Annotated in this window: 17 protein-coding genes; 6 read left to right on the top strand and 11 right to left on the bottom strand. The window is 54.8% G+C overall.

All coding sequences use genetic code 11. The features are described from left to right. Nucleotides 1-58: 58 nt before the first annotated feature. From ACSC94_RS00705 to ACSC94_RS00680, 6 genes are all read left to right on the top strand, one after another. Nucleotides 59-2182 carry a M3 family metallopeptidase gene (locus ACSC94_RS00705; protein WP_435641159.1) on the top strand — a complete coding sequence of 708 codons (2124 nt, stop codon included), beginning with the start codon at nt 59-61 and terminating at the stop codon, nt 2180-2182. A gap of 155 nt (nt 2183-2337) precedes the next feature. Continuing rightward, nucleotides 2338-3150: a hypothetical protein gene (locus ACSC94_RS00700; RefSeq protein WP_435641158.1), complete on the top strand. Its 813-nt coding sequence runs from the start codon at nt 2338-2340 to the stop codon at nt 3148-3150. Nucleotides 3151-3176: 26 nt separating this feature from the next. Then, on the top strand, nt 3177-5246 hold the full coding sequence (locus tag ACSC94_RS00695) for a M3 family metallopeptidase (RefSeq protein ID WP_435641157.1): 2070 nt from the start codon (nt 3177-3179) through the stop codon (nt 5244-5246). 197 nt (nt 5247-5443) lie between these two features. Continuing rightward, the gene (locus ACSC94_RS00690) at nt 5444-6103 is read left to right on the top strand and encodes a helix-turn-helix domain-containing protein (protein WP_435641156.1); all 660 of its coding nucleotides are present in this window, start codon (nt 5444-5446) and stop codon (nt 6101-6103) included. A 13-nt stretch (nt 6104-6116) separates the two neighbouring features. Then, a complete protein-coding gene (locus tag ACSC94_RS00685; protein ID WP_435641155.1) occupies nt 6117-7127 on the top strand; it encodes an L-histidine N(alpha)-methyltransferase in 1011 nt (336 codons plus the stop codon). A gap of 22 nt (nt 7128-7149) precedes the next feature. After that, nucleotides 7150-7524: a hypothetical protein gene (locus ACSC94_RS00680; protein ID WP_435641154.1), complete on the top strand. Its 375-nt coding sequence runs from the start codon at nt 7150-7152 to the stop codon at nt 7522-7524. Here the strand turns inward: ACSC94_RS00680 and ACSC94_RS00675 are convergent. From ACSC94_RS00675 to ACSC94_RS00625, 11 genes are all read right to left on the bottom strand, one after another. Next, nucleotides 7499-8482: an arginase gene (locus ACSC94_RS00675; protein WP_435641153.1), complete on the bottom strand. Its 984-nt coding sequence runs from the start codon at nt 8480-8482 to the stop codon at nt 7499-7501. The genes ACSC94_RS00680 and ACSC94_RS00675 overlap by 26 nt on opposite strands. Before the next feature lie 61 nt (nt 8483-8543). Next, nucleotides 8544-9410 carry a mannose-1-phosphate guanylyltransferase gene (locus tag ACSC94_RS00670; RefSeq protein WP_435641152.1) on the bottom strand — a complete coding sequence of 289 codons (867 nt, stop codon included), beginning with the start codon at nt 9408-9410 and terminating at the stop codon, nt 8544-8546. Between the two features lie 3 nt (nt 9411-9413). After that, complete coding sequence (locus ACSC94_RS00665; RefSeq protein WP_435642130.1) at nt 9414-10373, bottom strand: GDP-L-fucose synthase family protein; 960 nt, start codon at nt 10371-10373, stop codon at nt 9414-9416. Next, a complete protein-coding gene (gene gmd, locus ACSC94_RS00660) occupies nt 10357-11436 on the bottom strand; it encodes a GDP-mannose 4,6-dehydratase (protein ID WP_435641151.1) in 1080 nt (359 codons plus the stop codon). The genes ACSC94_RS00665 and gmd overlap by 17 nt, the downstream gene beginning before the upstream one ends. A gap of 226 nt (nt 11437-11662) precedes the next feature. Then, on the bottom strand, nt 11663-11959 hold the full coding sequence (locus ACSC94_RS00655) for a hypothetical protein (RefSeq protein WP_435641150.1): 297 nt from the start codon (nt 11957-11959) through the stop codon (nt 11663-11665). Then, complete coding sequence (locus tag ACSC94_RS00650) at nt 11956-12243, bottom strand: hypothetical protein (RefSeq protein WP_435641149.1); 288 nt, start codon at nt 12241-12243, stop codon at nt 11956-11958. Before ACSC94_RS00650 ends, ACSC94_RS00655 begins: the two co-directional genes overlap by 4 nt. Before the next feature lie 124 nt (nt 12244-12367). After that, complete coding sequence (locus tag ACSC94_RS00645; RefSeq protein ID WP_435641148.1) at nt 12368-13294, bottom strand: sterol desaturase family protein; 927 nt, start codon at nt 13292-13294, stop codon at nt 12368-12370. Between the two features lie 78 nt (nt 13295-13372). Next, nucleotides 13373-13762, bottom strand: a complete 390-nt coding sequence (locus ACSC94_RS00640; protein WP_435641147.1) for a hypothetical protein — start codon at nt 13760-13762, stop codon at nt 13373-13375. A gap of 150 nt (nt 13763-13912) precedes the next feature. Next, entirely contained in the window at nt 13913-14413 is a 501-nt protein-coding gene (locus ACSC94_RS00635) for a hypothetical protein (protein WP_435641146.1), read from the bottom strand. Beyond that, nucleotides 14410-14988 (bottom strand): response regulator, encoded by a 579-nt coding sequence (locus tag ACSC94_RS00630; RefSeq protein ID WP_435641145.1) that lies wholly within the window; start codon nt 14986-14988, stop codon nt 14410-14412. Before ACSC94_RS00630 ends, ACSC94_RS00635 begins: the two co-directional genes overlap by 4 nt. Before the next feature lie 133 nt (nt 14989-15121). Continuing rightward, entirely contained in the window at nt 15122-17758 is a 2637-nt protein-coding gene (locus ACSC94_RS00625) for a carboxypeptidase regulatory-like domain-containing protein (RefSeq protein WP_435641144.1), read from the bottom strand. Between the last annotated feature and the right edge of the window lie 156 nt (nt 17759-17914).

Below are 17914 nucleotides of genomic sequence, written 5' to 3'. Positions count from 1 at the left end.
CTTAAAACTGAGACCAACCATATACAACAAAAAATCGAAGAACAGGGACGTTAAAGCCATGACGACGCACGACGACACCACGAATCCGCTGATTGACCTGCCCGCACTGCCGCATGGCGTCCTGCCCTATGACCAGATCAAGCCGGAGCATTTCAAGCGCGCGTTCCAACATTACCTGACCAAGGCGCAAACAGCGCTGGATGAAATCCGCTTCAACCCGGACACCCCGACATTTGAAAACACGGTCGAGGCGCTGGAAAAACAAAGCGGTATTTTGCAACCCGTAATCAGCACCTATTACAATTTTATGGGGCTGAACACGTCGAAGGAATTGATGGAGCTGAGCGACTGGGTCACCATGCAATTGTCGGATTACAGCATGCCGATTTTTCAGGATGAGGTTTTGTTCGCCCGCGTGAAAGCCGTTTACGATGCCCGTAAATCCCTGAGCCTGACGACAGAAAAGAAAACCCTGTTAAAAGACACATACGATTCGTTCGTTGACAATGGCGTCCATTTCTCGCCGGAAAATAAAGCCCGTTACAAGGAAATTTCCGAGGCCCTGTCCAAGGCGACGCAGGAATTTGAACAGAACAACCTGAAAGACGCCGAAGAAAACCCCGTCATTCTGGATGATGTCGCGCTGCTGAAAGGTGTTCCGCAGGACGTTATTGATGGTTATGCCGCCGCCGCAGAGGATAAAGGGCTGCCCGGCAAGTATCTGATCAGCGATGAAACGTCCTATCCGGTCATGCTGTATGCGCAAAACCGCGATGTGCGCGCCCGTATACAAACCGTCGGAGCCGAACAATCCGCCAAGGGACCGTATGATAACCATGATGTTATTGTGCGCATTGTAACGCTGCGCCGTGAGCTGGCCAATCTGATGGGGTATAAAACCTATGCCCACATGGCGCTGGATGGCCGCATGGCGAAAACGCCGGAAACCGTTTTGAATTTCCTGGATCGCAATTTGAAAGCCTATCGCCCGCATGCGGAAGAACATTTAAACCGCATCAAAGCCCTGGCCTTGAAAATGGATGGCATCACCGATTTTAAACCGAGTGACTATGCCTACTATAACAACATCAACGAACAACGTTCATTCAACATCGACAGCCAGAAAATTCGTGAATATTTCACACTGGATAACGTGTTGAAGGGCTTTATGACCCACGCGGAGAAATTGTTTAACATCCGTTTCACCGAAACCGCCGGAAAATACCCGACATGGCACGAGGATGTGAAGACATACGAAATCCACGACAACAAAACGGGCAAAATACTCGCCGTCTTCTACGGTGACTATTTCGCCCGCAGCGGCAATAAACAAGGTGGCGCATGGATGAACGATCTGCGCAATGCCGGTATTGATAAAGACGGCGTTCAACAAATTCCGGTCATCCTGAATTGCTGTAACTTCCTGAAACCGGCGGCGGGGAAACCCGCTTTGTTGTCGGAAAGCGATGTCATCACCGTCTTCCACGAAGGGGGTCACGGCCTGCACGGCATTCTGGCGAAGGGGCGTTACCCTTCCCAAAACGGCACCAACGTCGCCCGCGATTTTGTTGAACTGCCCAGCCAGTTGCAAGAAAACTGGGCCATGGAAAAAGAGGTTTTGACAACCTATGCCTTCCATAAAGATACGGGCGAAGTAATCCTCGACGATTTGATCGAAAAAATTATCGCCAAAAGCAATTATGCCGCCGGTTATATGGGCTTGCGCCAAACCTATTTCGGCCTGCTCGACATGGAATGGCAGATGATTGACCCCGCCACAATCACATCGGTCGAAGATGTTGAGGATTCCGTGATCGCCCGTGCATGGTTGAACCCACGCACCGGTAACGGCCTGATGTCGACATCGTTCAGCCACATCTTCTCTGGTGGCTATGCCGCCGGATATTACGGTTACAAATGGGCCCAAGTCTTGGACGCGGACGCGTTCACACCCTTCAAGTCCGTCGGCCTGTACGACCGCAAGCTGGGTGATGATCTGCGCCGTCATATTTATGAGAAAGGCGGCACGCGTCAGGCTTCGAACCTGTTCCGCGCCTTTATGGGCCGGAACCCGGACCCGGATGCGTTGCTGCGTCGTGAAGGGTTGTTGCCCGCCAATGACAACGCAACGGCAGCGCCACAAGCCGGACAGAAACGCAAAGGCCCGGCCCCGGCGCCGTAAGGCCTGCGGCCCAGTCCAATGCAGAAACGGCGCACCGAAACGGATGCGCCGTTTCTTTTTATCCGCCCATCAGCATTATGGCAAAAGCACCTTGACCCCGCGCCTTGAAAGCCGGACACTGCTCTATATTTATTTTCATGCGGGAGATTTTGATTATGCGCGCCTTTGCCCTTCTGACCAGTGTTGCCGTCCTGTGCCTGTCCCCCGTCTTGGCGGCGCCCGCCATGGCGCAGGTGGAAACGCCCATGACCGTGCGCGTAATGGCCAAGGACGCGACCTTTATCGGCACCGCAATGGGCGGCGCGCATGTGGTCATCCGCAACAAAATGACCGGCGATATCATCGCCAATGGCGTGACCCATGGCGGCACGGGTGATGCGAAAAAAATCATGGTGTCATCGCGCACACGTGACGCCATTCTGGCCGATGATGACAGTGCGAAATTCGATGTGTCCATCGATCTGGCCCACCCCATGCCCGTGACCATTTCCGCCACCGGCCCGATGATGGCCCAAGGCAACGCCGTGACCACCAGTACGGATATGATCCTGATCCCCGGCAAGGACTACGCAACGGGGAATGGCATTCTGCTGGAACTGCCCGGTTTTGCGATTGATATTACAGCGCCGGTTGCAGGCCAAACCGCCACGCATGACCCGGAAAAAATTATCGACATCACGGCCAATATTGCCAAATTATGCGCCTGTGCCGTGGGCACCGATACGGCGTGGGACCCCAGCCGCTATGACATTGAAATGGCGCTGTATAAAGAATCCGTTCCCGCCGGAACCATTAAAATGCAGCCCGGAAAAAATGCCGGCGAATTCGTGGCCAAGGCCCGCATGCCCGAACCCGGCACATACCAGATTTACGTGACAGCGTTTGACCCGATGACCAAGGAAGGCGGCATGGCCTCCAGCAGCATCGTGTTAACCGCCGCCGATAAAACAAAAACCGCCCAAAAATAACTGACACAAGGAAAGAGTACACACCAATGACCAATACGAACCCGTTGCTGACCCCGTCCGCTGTGCCGAACATGGCCCCGGCCTTTGATACAATCCGGGAAGAGCATTATCTGCCCGCGGTCGAAGCCGGCATCGAAGAAGCGCGCAAAAACATTGCCGCGATCAAAGCGAACAAAGACGCACCGACATTCGAAAACACCATCGTTGCGCTGGAAACCGCATCGGAAACATTGGGCGCGGCATCGGGCGTGTTTTATAACATGCTGTCCGCCAATGGCACCGACGGGTTGCAAGCCCTGTCCGATAAAATCGGCCCGCTGAGCGCGAATTTTTCCAGTGACGTATCGCTGGACCCGGAATTGTTCGCCCGCGTCAAGGCTGTGTGGGATCAGCGCGACAGCCTGTCCCTGACCCCGGAACAATCCCGCATGCTGGATGAAACATACAAAGGGTTCGTGCGCGGCGGCGCGTTGTTAAACGATGCCGACAAGACCAAGTTGCGCGATATGAATGAACGCCTGTCCACCATGGGCCCGGCATTCTCCAACAACGTCAAAAAATCGGCGGAAAAATTCGAGCTGTGGATCACGGATGAATCTGACCTGTCCGGCATTCCGGATGGAGCCCGCGCCGTGGCCAAACAAATGGCCGAAGAAAAAGGCCGCAACGATGCGTGGCTGTTCACACTGGATTTCCCCAGCTACCTGCCCGTTGTGCAATATGCCGATAAACGGAGTTTACGCGAAAAAATCTGGCGCGCCTTTGCCAGCCGCGCCTATGGCGATGAATTTGACAACAGCCAGATGGTTTTGGACATTGTTGGTTTACGCGATGCACGGGCCAAATTGCTGGGCTATAACGACCATGCGGCCTATGTTCTGGAACAACGCATGGCCCGGACCGAAGATGAAGTGCGCGCGTTTCTGACCAAACTGAAAAACGCGTACAAGCCCGCCGCCGAAAAAGATCTGAAGATGCTGCAGGACTTTGCCCGCAAGGCAGGCGGCCCGGACCCGATCCAGCCATGGGATGTGGCGTATTACGGTGAGAAGCTGAAACAGGATCTGTTCAAATTCTCATCCGAAGATCTGCGCCCGTATTTCCCGTTGGATAATGTGTTGGAAGGCGTGTTCCAGCATTTCACCAAATTGTTCAATTTGCGCTTCGTCGCCAATGACAAATACCCTGTCTGGCACCCGGATGTCACCGCCTATGACGTGTTCGACAATGATGACGGGCGGTTCATGGGCACATTCTACGCCGATTTCTTCCCGCGCACGGGCAAGAAAGACGGCGCATGGATGACCGCGTTCCGCGATCAGGGCCTGTACCGCGGTGAAGTCCGCCGCCCCGTCATTGCCATTGTTTGCAACTTCACAAAACCGGCGAAGGACCAACCGTCCTTGCTGACCTTTGATGAATTGCTGACCCTGTTCCATGAAATGGGCCACGCCATTCACGGCATGTTGTCGGATGTGACATACATGTCCATGGCCGGCACCAACGTGTTGTGGGATTTCGTTGAATTGCCAAGTCAGGTTCAGGAAAACTGGGCCTATACATCGGAAACACTCGACCTGTTCGCCGCGCATTACAAAACGGGCGAAAAAATCCCGGGTGATCTGGTCAAGAAACTGAACGATGCCAAAAACTTCATGGGCGGCTGGGCCGGATTGCGTCAAGTCAGCTTCGCCCTGCTCGACATGGCATGGCACACGGCCAACCCGTCCACGATCAAGGACACCGCCACGTTCGAAGACAGCGTGATGAAGGATATGTCCCTGTTCCCACGTCTGGCCGGGCCGCAATCGACCGCGTTCAGCCATTTGTTCGCCGGCGGATATTCCGCTGGGTATTACAGTTATAAATGGGCCGAAGTTTTGGACGCCGACACCTTTGCCCTGTTCGAGGAAAAGGGGCTGTACGACCAGAAAACGGCCAAGGCGTATAAGGCCGAAATCCTGTCCCGTGGCGGCAGCGAACACCCACAGGTGCTGTATGTCCGGTTCCGGGGCCGGGATGCCGACCCGGACGCCCTGCTGCGCCGTGAGGGGTTGCTGGACCCCAACCAGATCCATTCGGGTCAGGTGGCGTAGCCCACCCAATAAAATCAGACGGTTATAAAGCGCCCCTGTTGCCGACACGCACAGGGGCGTTTTTTCAATCCACAGATTCGGTATATGGAAAAATGATTTTGGTTGCGCATCCCACGCCCAGGCGCTATAGCCAGGACTTGCGAAATTCTCAAGGCCAACTTAAGAAAAACAAAATTATTTAAACCGGGACACACATAATGACAATCACCACCGCACAAATCCGGGGCGCGCGCGCCGTATTGAACTGGAGCCAACAAGATCTGGCCGATCGATGCGGGTTGTCTGCGACCTCTATTGGTAGCATCGAAAATAACCAAAGTACACCCCGCAACAACACCCTGCACACCATTCAGAAGGCGTTTGAATCGGCCGGAATTGAATTTCTGGGCACCACCGGCATTCGTCTGCGCAGTGGCGAAGTGCGCGTGTTCACGGGCCAAGCCGGACTGATCGATTTTTACGAAGACATCTACAGCACCGTGCGCAATTACGCCGGTGACATTCTGGTCAGCAACGTGGATGAACGTTTGTTCATCAAACATCTGGGCCCCTATGCCCAAACGCACATCGACCGGATGCGCGCCTTGAAAAAAATTAAATACAAAATCCTGATCCGCGAGGGCGACGATTTCGTGCCCGGTGAATCCTATGCCGAATATCGCTGGATCCCCAGTGAGCTGTTCGCATCGGTTCCGTTCTATGTCTATGGCGACAAACTGGCCATCATGCTGTTCGATGCCAATGTCACCGTGATTTTGATGGATTACCCGGCGATTGCCAGCGCGTATCGCATGCAATTCGCCGATATGTGGGCGCGGTCAACATCCGTCAACAAACCGGAAAAAGCTGCGGCATAAATAAAAGCGCATCATGGCCAACCCAAAGCTGACCACAGAGCAAAAAACAGAGATTACCGCGGCAGCTATCAACCTGTTCAGCGGGATTGAGCACGGCCATATGGGCCGTATCGCGTATCTGGATGACGGGGCGTTTTTGTTCAATAAATTTGTTCACGAAAACCCGGACTATTACCTGTACCACGACGAAATTGAGCTGTTTTCAAAAAACTGTGCCGCGCTGGCCCGAAATTTTCGCTTTTGCACGCGCGCTTTTATCGTTGGCCCCGGCCCCCGAGACAGTTTTAAGAAGAAGGAAATGCACATCCTCAAATATATGCCCAGCTTGCAAGAGATCATCTTCATCGATTTGAGCCAGAAGTTTAACGAGGCCGCAAAAAGCGAGATCGACCGTTCCTATCTTTTCAATTCTGCGGGCGTCCGTACGTCCTATATGACCATGGATTTTCGTGTTGCTGCGCATTTTTTTCCCCCTCAGGAAAACACCGCAGTATTGTGTACAGGGTCTTTGATATCCAATCTGGAAAACGTACGAACGACCAGCGCATTTCCTCGACTGAAAACAAAAATTTTTATGACGGGCCTGCAGCATTTGGCGGGACCAAACGGAAAGATATTGATCGGATATGATGCCAACAATGATCTCAATACATTGTTAAGCGCCTACAATCAGCACCTTGAACCATTTATGATCAACATTATGCGTGTGATTCGGGACCATGCGCATGGCGCACGGCAAATGAAAATCGGCCCGAATTATTTTTCTTACGAGGCCAGCATCGTTCCGCGCACCCCCATGGTTGAACACAGGATCGTTGTAAAGCAAGACCAGACAATTACACTTCTTAATAAGAATGAAAGACCTATAAATTTTGAGCTCAAAAAAGGGCAGCGCCTGACGATGATGGCTTCATTAAAACCACGCCCCCAAATGATTGACACGCTGGGTCGTGAAATTGGAATATCAACAACCGAAATTCACCGTCACCCGAACGGGCCCACCCTGCATATTTTCAGCACATAAGACAAAGAGATAAACCGAAACCATGACCCACGAACTTGATGGACAATATTTGATCACCACCACCAGCTCCTATCAAGGACCGTTGGAAATAGACGCCGATGGTGTCACGGAAATTCGTGATGGCAAAACAGAACGCCGCGATGCCGCCAATTGCCTGTGGTCCAGCACCTTTACGCTTTTGAATGAAAACGAAGTGGAAATGGTGACCATTGCCGACCCCACGGATGCAAATGCCGACTTTTCGCTGATGAACCCTGATGGCACGCCATCATTGCAACCCGTTACCTATCGCGCCATTTTAAAACTTGCGCGCAAGGGGGATAAAATCCAGATGACGGGGAAGGTCGAAGATGGCGACAACGTCATCTTTATCACGCTGCGTCGGATCGAATCTTAAAGCGCTGTGTGGCCCCATCCAAAACCAGCTGCAAAGTGGACAGAGCGCTTTGATAATTAACGCCCGCCCCCTTCAGGGTCGGGTTATGTTCCGCCAGTTCAAACAGGCGCACATCAAAACGGCCCATCACCGCCCGCAGCGCATCCAGAACGTCATCTTGGTTTAATCCGCCAGAAACCGGGGTTCCCACCGCCGGGGCAAAGGCCGGGTCCAACCCATCCAGATCCAGCGAGATGGCCCACACATCCACATCCATCGCGGCCATGGTCGCAATCAACGTCGCGGTCAGGTCTTTCCCAGCCAGATCCCGCATCGGAAATGAATGAATATTCATTGCATGGATAAAATCGACTTCACCGGGATCCAGATCCCGCAATCCCGCATAGAGAAGGCGTGAAGGCGCAACGGCCACGCCATCGTGGCCAAGACCGAACGGATCATGCGCTGTGTCCAGCCCCAAAACTTGCGACAACGGCATGCCATGCAGGGCTTTGGACGGGGTGGTCGCCAGTGTGTTCAAATCCGCATGCGCATCCAGCCAGAGCAACCCCAGCCGCACATCCGCGCCCATCGTTTTCTGCAATCCCCGGGCCAGCCCGGTCATCGATCCGGCGGCCATGCTGTGGTCGCCCCCCAGCGTCACGACAAAGGCCCCGCTCCGCACATCTTCCTCGACCCGGTCGGCCAGACCGCGCACATGCCACACAACAATCTCGTTGCGTTCATCCGACCCCAGCGGCGGCAAATCGCGGTGGGCGCTGGACCCGTATGGTCCGGCTAACAATGTTTCGGGATCGGCGCTCCACCACACATCGCGGCCGGGGGCCTGCAACGAATCGGCCAGGCCGCGCAGTTCGAAATCCAATGGCCCCTGCTCACACCCGGGGGTTTGTGCGCCCGCGCCACAGACATAGGGGATCAAGGCAACCTGTAACAACGCATCCGGCGGGGTGGTCATCGGCAGAACGACTCCAAGGGTTTAACAACGCCCCCAGACTACGCCATGATGCGCCGCACATTCAACCGGCTGAAAACAGCTTGGCACACATGTTTTTGGCCAAAGCCGGCCAGGTGCCCAGATCGGACCACACGGTTTCCAGCGCGGCCACGCGTACGCCGCCGATTCGCTCCATCACCGCCTTGTCAAAGGACACCGCCGGAGAATCGGCAAAATCGACAGACAGGGACAGGGCCCGGTCATGCCATTTTCCGTTTTCAACCGCGCGCCGCGCCACAATATTGATCACAGGCGCATGGGTTTGTGCGTGGTCCAGAATGGTTTTGGCCCGCGCCAGAAACAAACCGCTGTTCCACCACCAGCATCCCTGATCCAGATAGGTTTGTGCCAAGTCCCGGTCCGGTTTTTCGACAAAGGATCGCACCGCATGCGACCCCGGACGCGCATGCGCGCCAATATCCACCTGAATATAGCCATAGCCCGTTTCCGCACGCGTCGGGCGTAAACCAAACACGCCGACGATGTCATGGTCCAGATACGGCCATAAAGTCAGCGCCGCCCGGCCCACCGCGGTTGGGTCCGCCATAAAATGATCGGAGGGCATGACCAGCATGACGGCATCATCCCCGGCATCGCGCTGAACATGATGGGCCGCCGCAATAATCGCCGGGGCCGTATTGCGGCCACAGGGTTCCAGCAGGAGCGTTGATGGCGCATCCCCCACATTCCGCCGGACCATGTCCGCATGCTGTCCATTGCACACGATGACGGGGGGCTTCATACCACGGGCGCGATCCAATGTTTGTTGCAACAAGGATTGCCCGGACATATCGCGCAAAAACGGCTTGGGTCGGCGCGGTGTCGATAACGGCCACAAACGCCGCCCGACACCCCCGCATAAAATAACCGGAATAATATTGTGCAACATGGATCAGGCCGCCCGTTGATCGCGGGTGCGGGTAAACCAACCCCACGCCGCAGCCAACCCGTCATCCAGATCGGTTTGCGGGACCCAGCCCAGCGCGCGCATGCGCGATGAATCCATGATTTTACGCGGCGTGCCATCGGGTTTGGATGTATCCCATGCAATACGCCCCGTATAACCCGTAACGTGCGCAATTTTCACGGCCAGATCGGCAATGGATATGTCTGTCCCCGCGCCGATATTCACCGGGCTTTCACCGCTATAATGCCCCAGCAGAGTCACCAGCGCATCGGCCAGATCATCAACATACAAAAATTCACGCAAAGGGCGGCCCGTTCCCCACAAGGACACAGACGCATCCCCCGCACGACGCGCATGATCAAACCGCATCATCAGCGCCGGAATAACATGGGATTGCTCCAGATCGAACCGGTCGCCGGGCCCATATAGATTGCACGGCATGGCCGCGATAAAATCATGCCCGCCCTGACGACGATAGGCCTGACACAATTTTAACCCGGCAATCTTGGCAATCGCGTACCATTCATTGCTGGGTTCCAGCGCCCCGGTCAGCAACGCATCCTCGGTAATCGGCTGCGCGCAATCACGCGGATAGATACAGGATGAACCGAGAAACAGCAGCTTGCCCACATTCTGGGCCGCCGCCGCGTGAATAACATTGGTGGCAATGGCCAGATTGTCATAGAGGAAATCCGCCGGGCGCGCCGCATTCGCGCCAATCCCGCCCACCATCGCCGCCGCCAGAATAATGGCGTCGGGTTTGTTGTGTGCGATCCAGCGTTCGGTTTCATCCTGCCGCCGCAGATCGAGCGTATCGCGCGGCGCGATCAGAATTTCACAATCCGGGTAATAATCCCGCAAATGACGCACCAGTGCCGCGCCCACCAACCCACGGTGCCCGGCAACCCAGATCCGGCGATACGGCAGATTACGCAATGCGGGCATCATTATCATTTGCCCAGTCATCGTCACGGCGCGATTCCGGAACATTGTCCATCGCGGCGGCAACCATATCGCGCACCAGCGTCTGGAAATCCGTTTCCGGCACCCACCCCAGAGCATTCCGTGCCTTGGCCGCATCGGCGATCAAATTATTCACCTCTGTCGGGCGGAACAAGGATGGATCGATGCTGACCAGCAACCGCCCGGTGCGGGCACAGCGCGCGGTTTCACCCACGCCAATGCCCGCCCATGTCAGGACAAAACCCACCGATTCAAACGCCGCATTGACAAAATCGCGCACGCTGTAGGACTGCCCGGTGCCCAGAACGTAATCGTCCGGCGTATCCCGTTGCAACATCATCCACATGCCACGCACATAATCACGCGCATCGCCCCAATCGCGGCGGGAATTCAAATTGCCCAGAACCAGTGCCGGGGCATCACGGTCGCAGGCCAGCGCCGCAACACCGCGCGCAATTTTCTGCGTTACAAATTCCTGGCCACGCAATGCGCTTTCATGGTTGAACAGGATGCCATTACACGCAAACATGCCATACGCATCGCGGTAATTGCGCACCAGCCAATAGGCGTAGAGTTTCGCGGCGGCATAGGGGCTGCACGGCGCAAAGGGCGTATCCTCGCTTTGCGGGGCCGGGGCATTGCCGAACATTTCGGAACTGGATGCCTGATAAAATTTAATCTCATGCTCGCGCCCCAGCAGACGAATGGCCTCGAGCAGGCGCAGCGGGCCCAGCGCGTTGATCTGGGCCGTGGCTTCGGGCACTTTGAAACTTGCATGCACATGGCTTTGCGCGGCCAGATTATAAATTTCATCGGGCGCACAATCGCGGATCAGGCGGGCCAGCGACCCGCCATCATTCAAATCGCCGATATGCAGGTGAAAGCGTGGATGATCCAGAATATCGCGCAGGCGTTGCGTATCATCGGTCGCGGAATAAAGGCGCACGCCATGCACCACATACCCGCGCCCCAGCAAAAATTCCGCCAGATGCGCACCGTCTTGTCCGGTAATCCCTGTGATCAGGGCTGATGGGCTTGCTTGCATGGCTGAAATCCGGCCCGCCCCCGCAATCCTGCGGCATCGGCCTCCCCTTAAAATCAAACAAAAATACACACGCGAATGTATGCAGATATGCCCGAAGAGGGCCAAAATGGCGAGATTTTTCTGAAACTCCCAGGCAAAAGGACCAAAGATTTCAAAAATCCCGGAAATTATGCAAAAACGGGCCGCGATACGGCCCGTTTTATCCAAAAACTGGATTTTCTAAAGCCTAGCGGCCCAAACCTGGCTGGCGATTCGTCAGCGATGGGGCCGATGGGCCCGCATTCGGTGTCGGCGCCGCCCCGGCCAGATGCAACGCACCGCCCGCACCCATGGACAGACCGCCATGCGCCAGACCAAATTGCGCGCTCAAACCCCGTCCCGCGGACGGATCAACGGACACATCCAGCCCCGCATTAACCATCGCGCCCAGCATACCCATGGATGGCGCACCGCCATCGGAACTGATCGCCGTGAACTTGCCCAGATCGTTCAGAGAATCCCCAGTTTGTGCTTCGAAACTCATGCGGCTCTCCGTAATTCGATATAGGCGACGTTGGTGATGGTTTTGGGAAAACTTTCGGCATTGGGCGGATATTCAACCACACCCACTTGCGTGTAATTCATCAATCGACGAAAAATTTCTGCGCCCTGAATCGGCATTTCGGCAATGTCATCATATCCGGCACGGAAGCGTATATCGCGGTCACTGACCGACAGGGTATAGGTTTCGGCGTGGGGCAATCGTGCGGGAATGACAACCACGATGGTATCGCCCTCCCCCAACAAGAAATCGCATTTCTGGAACATTACACACCCCGCCTTCTGTTACTTTCAACACCCGTTGCGGTTTTATACCGCAGGGGACTTTTCGCCCCATTGGCCTTCATTGTGCCGGGGTCGCGTTAAAAAAGGCTGAAGATATGAAAAGACCTTATTCCGCAGCGTCCGGAACGTTCGGGGTCGGGTGGGCCGCAACTTTCGGCGGGTAACGATGCACGAACGGCCAGACCAGTTGTTGGACAAATCCGTCGGGCATTTTTTCCTTGATGCCGATATTCACCGGCGGGCGGCGATCTTCGTTAAACCATGTGCCAAAGACCCAGTCCCAGAGCATGATATTCTCACCGAAATTTTTGTCCCCTTCGCGCAGATCCTTGCTGTGGTGCCAACGGTGCAGTTCCGGCGTGTTGAACAGGCAGGACAGAAACCCAAAGCGCATTTCAACATTGCAGTGGGTCAAAATACCGCAATAGGCCGTGATGGCCGACACCCACGACATCACCTCCAACGGTGCGCCCAGCAGCGTGAGAATGCCCAGGCCCAGAACGACGCTTTTGAATGAATCGATAAAATGGAACCGCCCGGTGTTGACGATCCACAGGCGCGTGACGCTGTGATGCACGGCATGGAAACGCCACATCGGGCGCCATTTATGGGCAATATGATGGCCCCAATACAGGCCAAATTCCGCCGCCACGATTCCCATGAAAATCTGAATCCACATCGGCCAGTCCCGCGGCCAGATTCCGTGGCCCGGTTCCGCAATCGGCGTGATGTAATTGGTAATGCCAATAACCGATGCAAAGACGATGCAGGTTTGCACCGTTCCCTTGGTCACCAGCGTGTGGGCAATGTTGGCGAAGGTTTGGCCATCATTTTCATTCCATTCGCGTTCGTGCGGCATCACCCGTTCCAGAACCAGCAAAATGGCCGCCATGATAAAATACGCGATGGTGAACACCAACGCCGGGCGATCAATGGAAAAACCATATGCGGTCGCCGCGATGCAAGACACCATCAAAAACGGCCACGTCACCCAGGACAGAAAGATACGCAGATTCGCGGGAATGGTTTGCATGGTTCGCCCCAACCGTTTTGAACAGCCGTAAATATCGCGAACCAAATTACCGCACGGGCGGCATCAGGGAAAGGGGGATTAGTGTGCGGCCGTATGATTTGCAACCAGAAGAACAATCAGGTTGAACATAAACAGCGCCGTTGCCACACCCAGAATACGGGCATTGCGGATTTTTTTCGTATCGCACGGGGGATGGTCACATCCGGTGTCATGGCAATCAAGCCGGGTGCTGGCCCATTGCGCGATCCAGCCCAGCGCCAGCATCACACCTGAGAAAATCACAAGTCCGGTTTCGTAGCCATGCACGACGTGGTGAACATGGTCCAACGCCGGCAATACACCCGAGAGCAACCCCAGCCCGACAATCACGGACAGGAAGCTGACCACCAGCGGCAGGCCACAGCAGAAAATGTGCCCAACGAAGGTGAACAAGACGACCCAGTGTACGAAGCGGTGGAACAGATCCATTACAAAAAACCCTTTGAAATCAGGCCCGCACCATAGCTATTTTCGATAAAAAAGTGAAACTTTTTATCGCGTCCAGTCCATGTCAGGGGCATACCGGGTAATATATTGATTTCATTTGGATTAAATCAAGGGAACCCTATCCCCTTTCACTTAACTGTACTTCGCAATCGCCTCGGCCACGACGCGTTTCAGCTCGTCCGCCAGCGGGTGTTTCATGCCCTTGAGGTTTTCGCGGTACGCCACCTGCATCACATCGACATGCGCCTGAACGATGGTGGCCTGTTCCGGCTGGCTCAAATCCGTGTCCAGAATATAATCGCGCAACGATGTGCCGAAATAGGACATCAGTTCATACCCGAATGTTCCGGCCAGATCCTTGATCTTGTTCGCCGTGTTGGACATCAGGGCGGCATGATCGGCGCGCGCGCCGGAATCCATCTGTTTCGTTTCACCCCACAAACGATCCAGTTCCTCCAACGATTTTTTAATTTCGTTGGGATACATGTCGGACATTTTCTGAATGACGATATTGGCGCGGTTGACCGCCGTGGCATCAAACCGCCCCGGCCCGCCCTTGGGATCGCCGCCCGCTTTGACTTTCAGCTTGTTGGCACGTTTGTAAATTTCAATTTTGGACGTATCGTCGCTCATGATGCACTCTGTATCGATTCAACATGGGTTACCATTTTTTCCGCGGTCAGAATGCGGCGGCATTTGCCGCGGATGTCCTTGATCCGCCGTCTGCGGTCCGGCCCGAAATAGCTGGGCGCCTTCACAAACGGGCGTGGATGATCAATGATCCCCAGCAAACGGTTGGCCAGTTTTTCACCCGACAACGGCTTGACCAATATTTCATTGGCCCCCATATCGCGAGCGGCGAAAATCGTTTCTTCGCTGGTGAAGGCCGAGACCAGAATAACCGGCATGAATTTGATTTGTTCGTTTTTATGGTCGCGCATCCATGTAATCAGATCGCGCCCAGACCCACCCGGCATCATCCAGTCGGTCAGCACCATATCAATCGGCCGAATGGCCCCACCGGCGACGCACGACATATTCAACATGGTCTGGGCTTCGCGTGCGTTGGCGCAAACCATGATATGCCCAACGCCAAAGGCCTTGAGCATCGAGCTGATCAACCCCTGCATAAAATCGTAATCCTCAACAACAAGAACGGAAAAGTCCCTGAGTGTATAGGTCGCCGCGCGGCCGGGCTGTAAATCCATGTTCTGCATCACTGAAAAAATAAAAAATTACCTAGAATTTCAACCATGGTAACGCAGAGATTCAAAATTGCAATCATCTGTTTTGCAAATTGCAACGCACCCCAACGCTATCACCCCGGTCCTTTATATCGGGTTAATCCTGCTGCTCTGCGGCAGGCTCAGTCCCGCCCGCGGCTGGGGAAATCAGTTGCAGGTCAATGCCGCCGGGGAACAGATCATCGCCCTCAACCGTAACGGTTTGCGTCGGCACATCGACCCCATAGGCCGGATCGGCGCGCACCGTATACGTTCCGGGCGGCACGAATTCAAAAGTGTAGTATCCATCATAGGCGCTGTCCGTCGTCATCACCACGGCCCCCGCCTTGTCCACCAGCTCCAGCCGCATGCCCTGCACCGGCGTGCCATCAACCCGCGCGACCATGCCATCAATCGCCCCCGTGACCACCACAGGGAAATCAAACGATGGCACCACGCCGGGGCGCAGGAAAACGCTGAACCCCTCGCTACCTGAGCGGTAATACGGGTCTTCCAGACTGCCATCATCCAGCATCACGTTGCTGGGTCGATAGGCGGTCCCGTAATTGATCGTCTGCCCCTGTTCATCCGTTGCATTGGCGCCGCTATAACTGCCCACCATCACTTGGGCATTGCCCAGCGGTGTTTCCCCTTCATCAAATACGCCATCGCCATCCTGATCCAGAAACACGCGTCCGCGCACCGGGGCGACAGACGATTGGCGTTCCGATGTCATCGTATAATTGCCATCCGGCCCCAACGGCGCCAAAGCGGTTGAGGCCCGCAGCAGAACGCTGAATCCATCATCCTGTTGCCAGTTGCTTTCCACGCTGCCCAGGAATTTTTCAAAATCATACCCCACCTGCACCCCGACAGAGGATTGCGATTCCACAAAGTTATGATTGACGTTCAGGGCCGTAAAGAACCCTTCCGGTTCGCTATAGCGCAATTCATTTTGCACGCTGGTGACATCCCAGTCCGGGAAAATATCGTAATCCAGTTGTGAACGCAGCAACCAGCGTTGCTGGCGCACGTTGAGGCTCGCCTGCCCTGTGGATGTCGAATGGCTGCCATCATTGAGCGACGTCGTGGTCGCATTCCCCAAACGAATGCCCGCAAAGGACAGGCTTTGCCGCGTGCGATATGATGTGCGCGTGTCGCCGATTTCGTTTTCTTCTTCCTGTGCATTGAACCCCAGCGTCAAAAGACCGAATGGCAATTTGAAATTTTTCGACAAATCCCCCTCATGGTCGCGTTTCAACGCTCCGTCACCAAACCCCGCATCGGGGCTTTCAAAATCGTTATATAACGCGGTGCGCAGGGCCACATTGACCCCCTTCCATTCCGTGTTATAGCGCAAATCAATCGCCTGCCCGCCATCCGTCTGCTTATAGGCTTCGGCTTGGAACAAACCGAGCGATGTAGACAAGGCGGCACCGCCCGTGACGTAATTCAGCGTATCATCATCGCGCGTCGGGGTTTGCGATGTCGTGGCAAAAACGGTCAGCCCGCGGGTCAAGCCATAGGAGACACGACCGTTATAGGCAATCCCCTCCGGGTTATCGACGTTATCGTCGCTGAGGCGGATTAAATCTTCGTTCGCGTCCACGGCGGACAGGCTGTATTGAAACTGGCCCGGCTCGGCCATGCCCGATCCGAATGAATAATTTTCGATCCGTTCACGGATTTGCCCCTGCGGTCCGTAAAACACCAGACGAATACGGTTATTGCCGAAATTCAATGGCACATCTTCGAACCGGTATTCACCGCGCGCATCGACAATTTGGAAATCCAGCAATTCGCCGTTCCGGTACAATTCGACTTCCCACCCCGGCGTACCGATACCCTCCACCGTTGTGATGTCGTATTCGCCATCGCGGGCGCGGTCCGTTGATGTTACATACACACCACGGCCCGACGTTCCGTTTTCAATCAACGTGGAATGCCGCGCCCGTGTATCCCCCCATTCGACATGGCGAATGCCGGCAAACAATGAATCTTCACCCTGTGCTTCACGAGAGAAACGCAGGCGGATATTATCCGGCTCTTCAAGATCACCGTTTTTATAGCCGAGCGTCGTTGTGTAATCGGCCTGGAAATATCCGAGATCGTTTACACCCGTCAGGCGCAGCGTTCCGGTCGTATCATCCTCATCGCTGTCATAACCCCATTCCGTATCCAAATCGATGAAGGGCAGGCTGAACGCGCGATAGGGCGTCGGCACGAATGGCAGGTCGGATCGTTTCGCCGCCAGTCGCGTTTTGCGCATTTCAAGCTGCATTTCACGATGATCCTGACGCTCCATCTTCTGCATAAAGGGAAGTTTTTGATCCGATGAAACCTCAACCGCCAGCATGGAAATATTGATCCCCAGTTCAACCGGCCATATTTTATTGAGCACGCCAATTTCAACATACATATCCGTGGCATCAACCGCATCGCCGGACAACACATCCAGATCACCGAGCGTTTCGCGTTTTCCGGCCACCTCAAATATTTTACGTTCGGTATCAATGCTGAACGTATGACCTTCCTCCAACGCCCAACCGGACACGACACCACGCCCCAGATCGGATTCAATTCCGAAATCAAAAAGGTTGGCCAAGGTCACAATCGGCAAATAAAATCGAACATCATTTTGATAGGCGACAATACCCGACGACAAAACGTAAGGCGGAACAGTGACGGAGAAGATCAGCTCCTCCGGTCCATCGATATAATAATCATCGTCCTGTGCCCGTGCGCCGTTCGCCATGATGACGGCGCAAAAAATTATCGCGACCCCAAGGCACAGGGCACGAAGAATGGAATACAATTGTGATCGTTTTGACCCAGACAAAATTTCGTAGTTCAGAAAATTCAAGATGTGATAAAAACCCGCCGGACCGGCGGCCAGAAACATCCCCCGATA

Source organism: Micavibrio aeruginosavorus (assembly GCF_051245535.1).
Taxonomy (GTDB): domain Bacteria; phylum Pseudomonadota; class Alphaproteobacteria; order Micavibrionales; family Micavibrionaceae; genus Micavibrio; species Micavibrio aeruginosavorus_D.
Note: the sequence above shows the minus strand (reverse complement) of the source record. Positions and strands in the feature narration are given on the sequence as shown.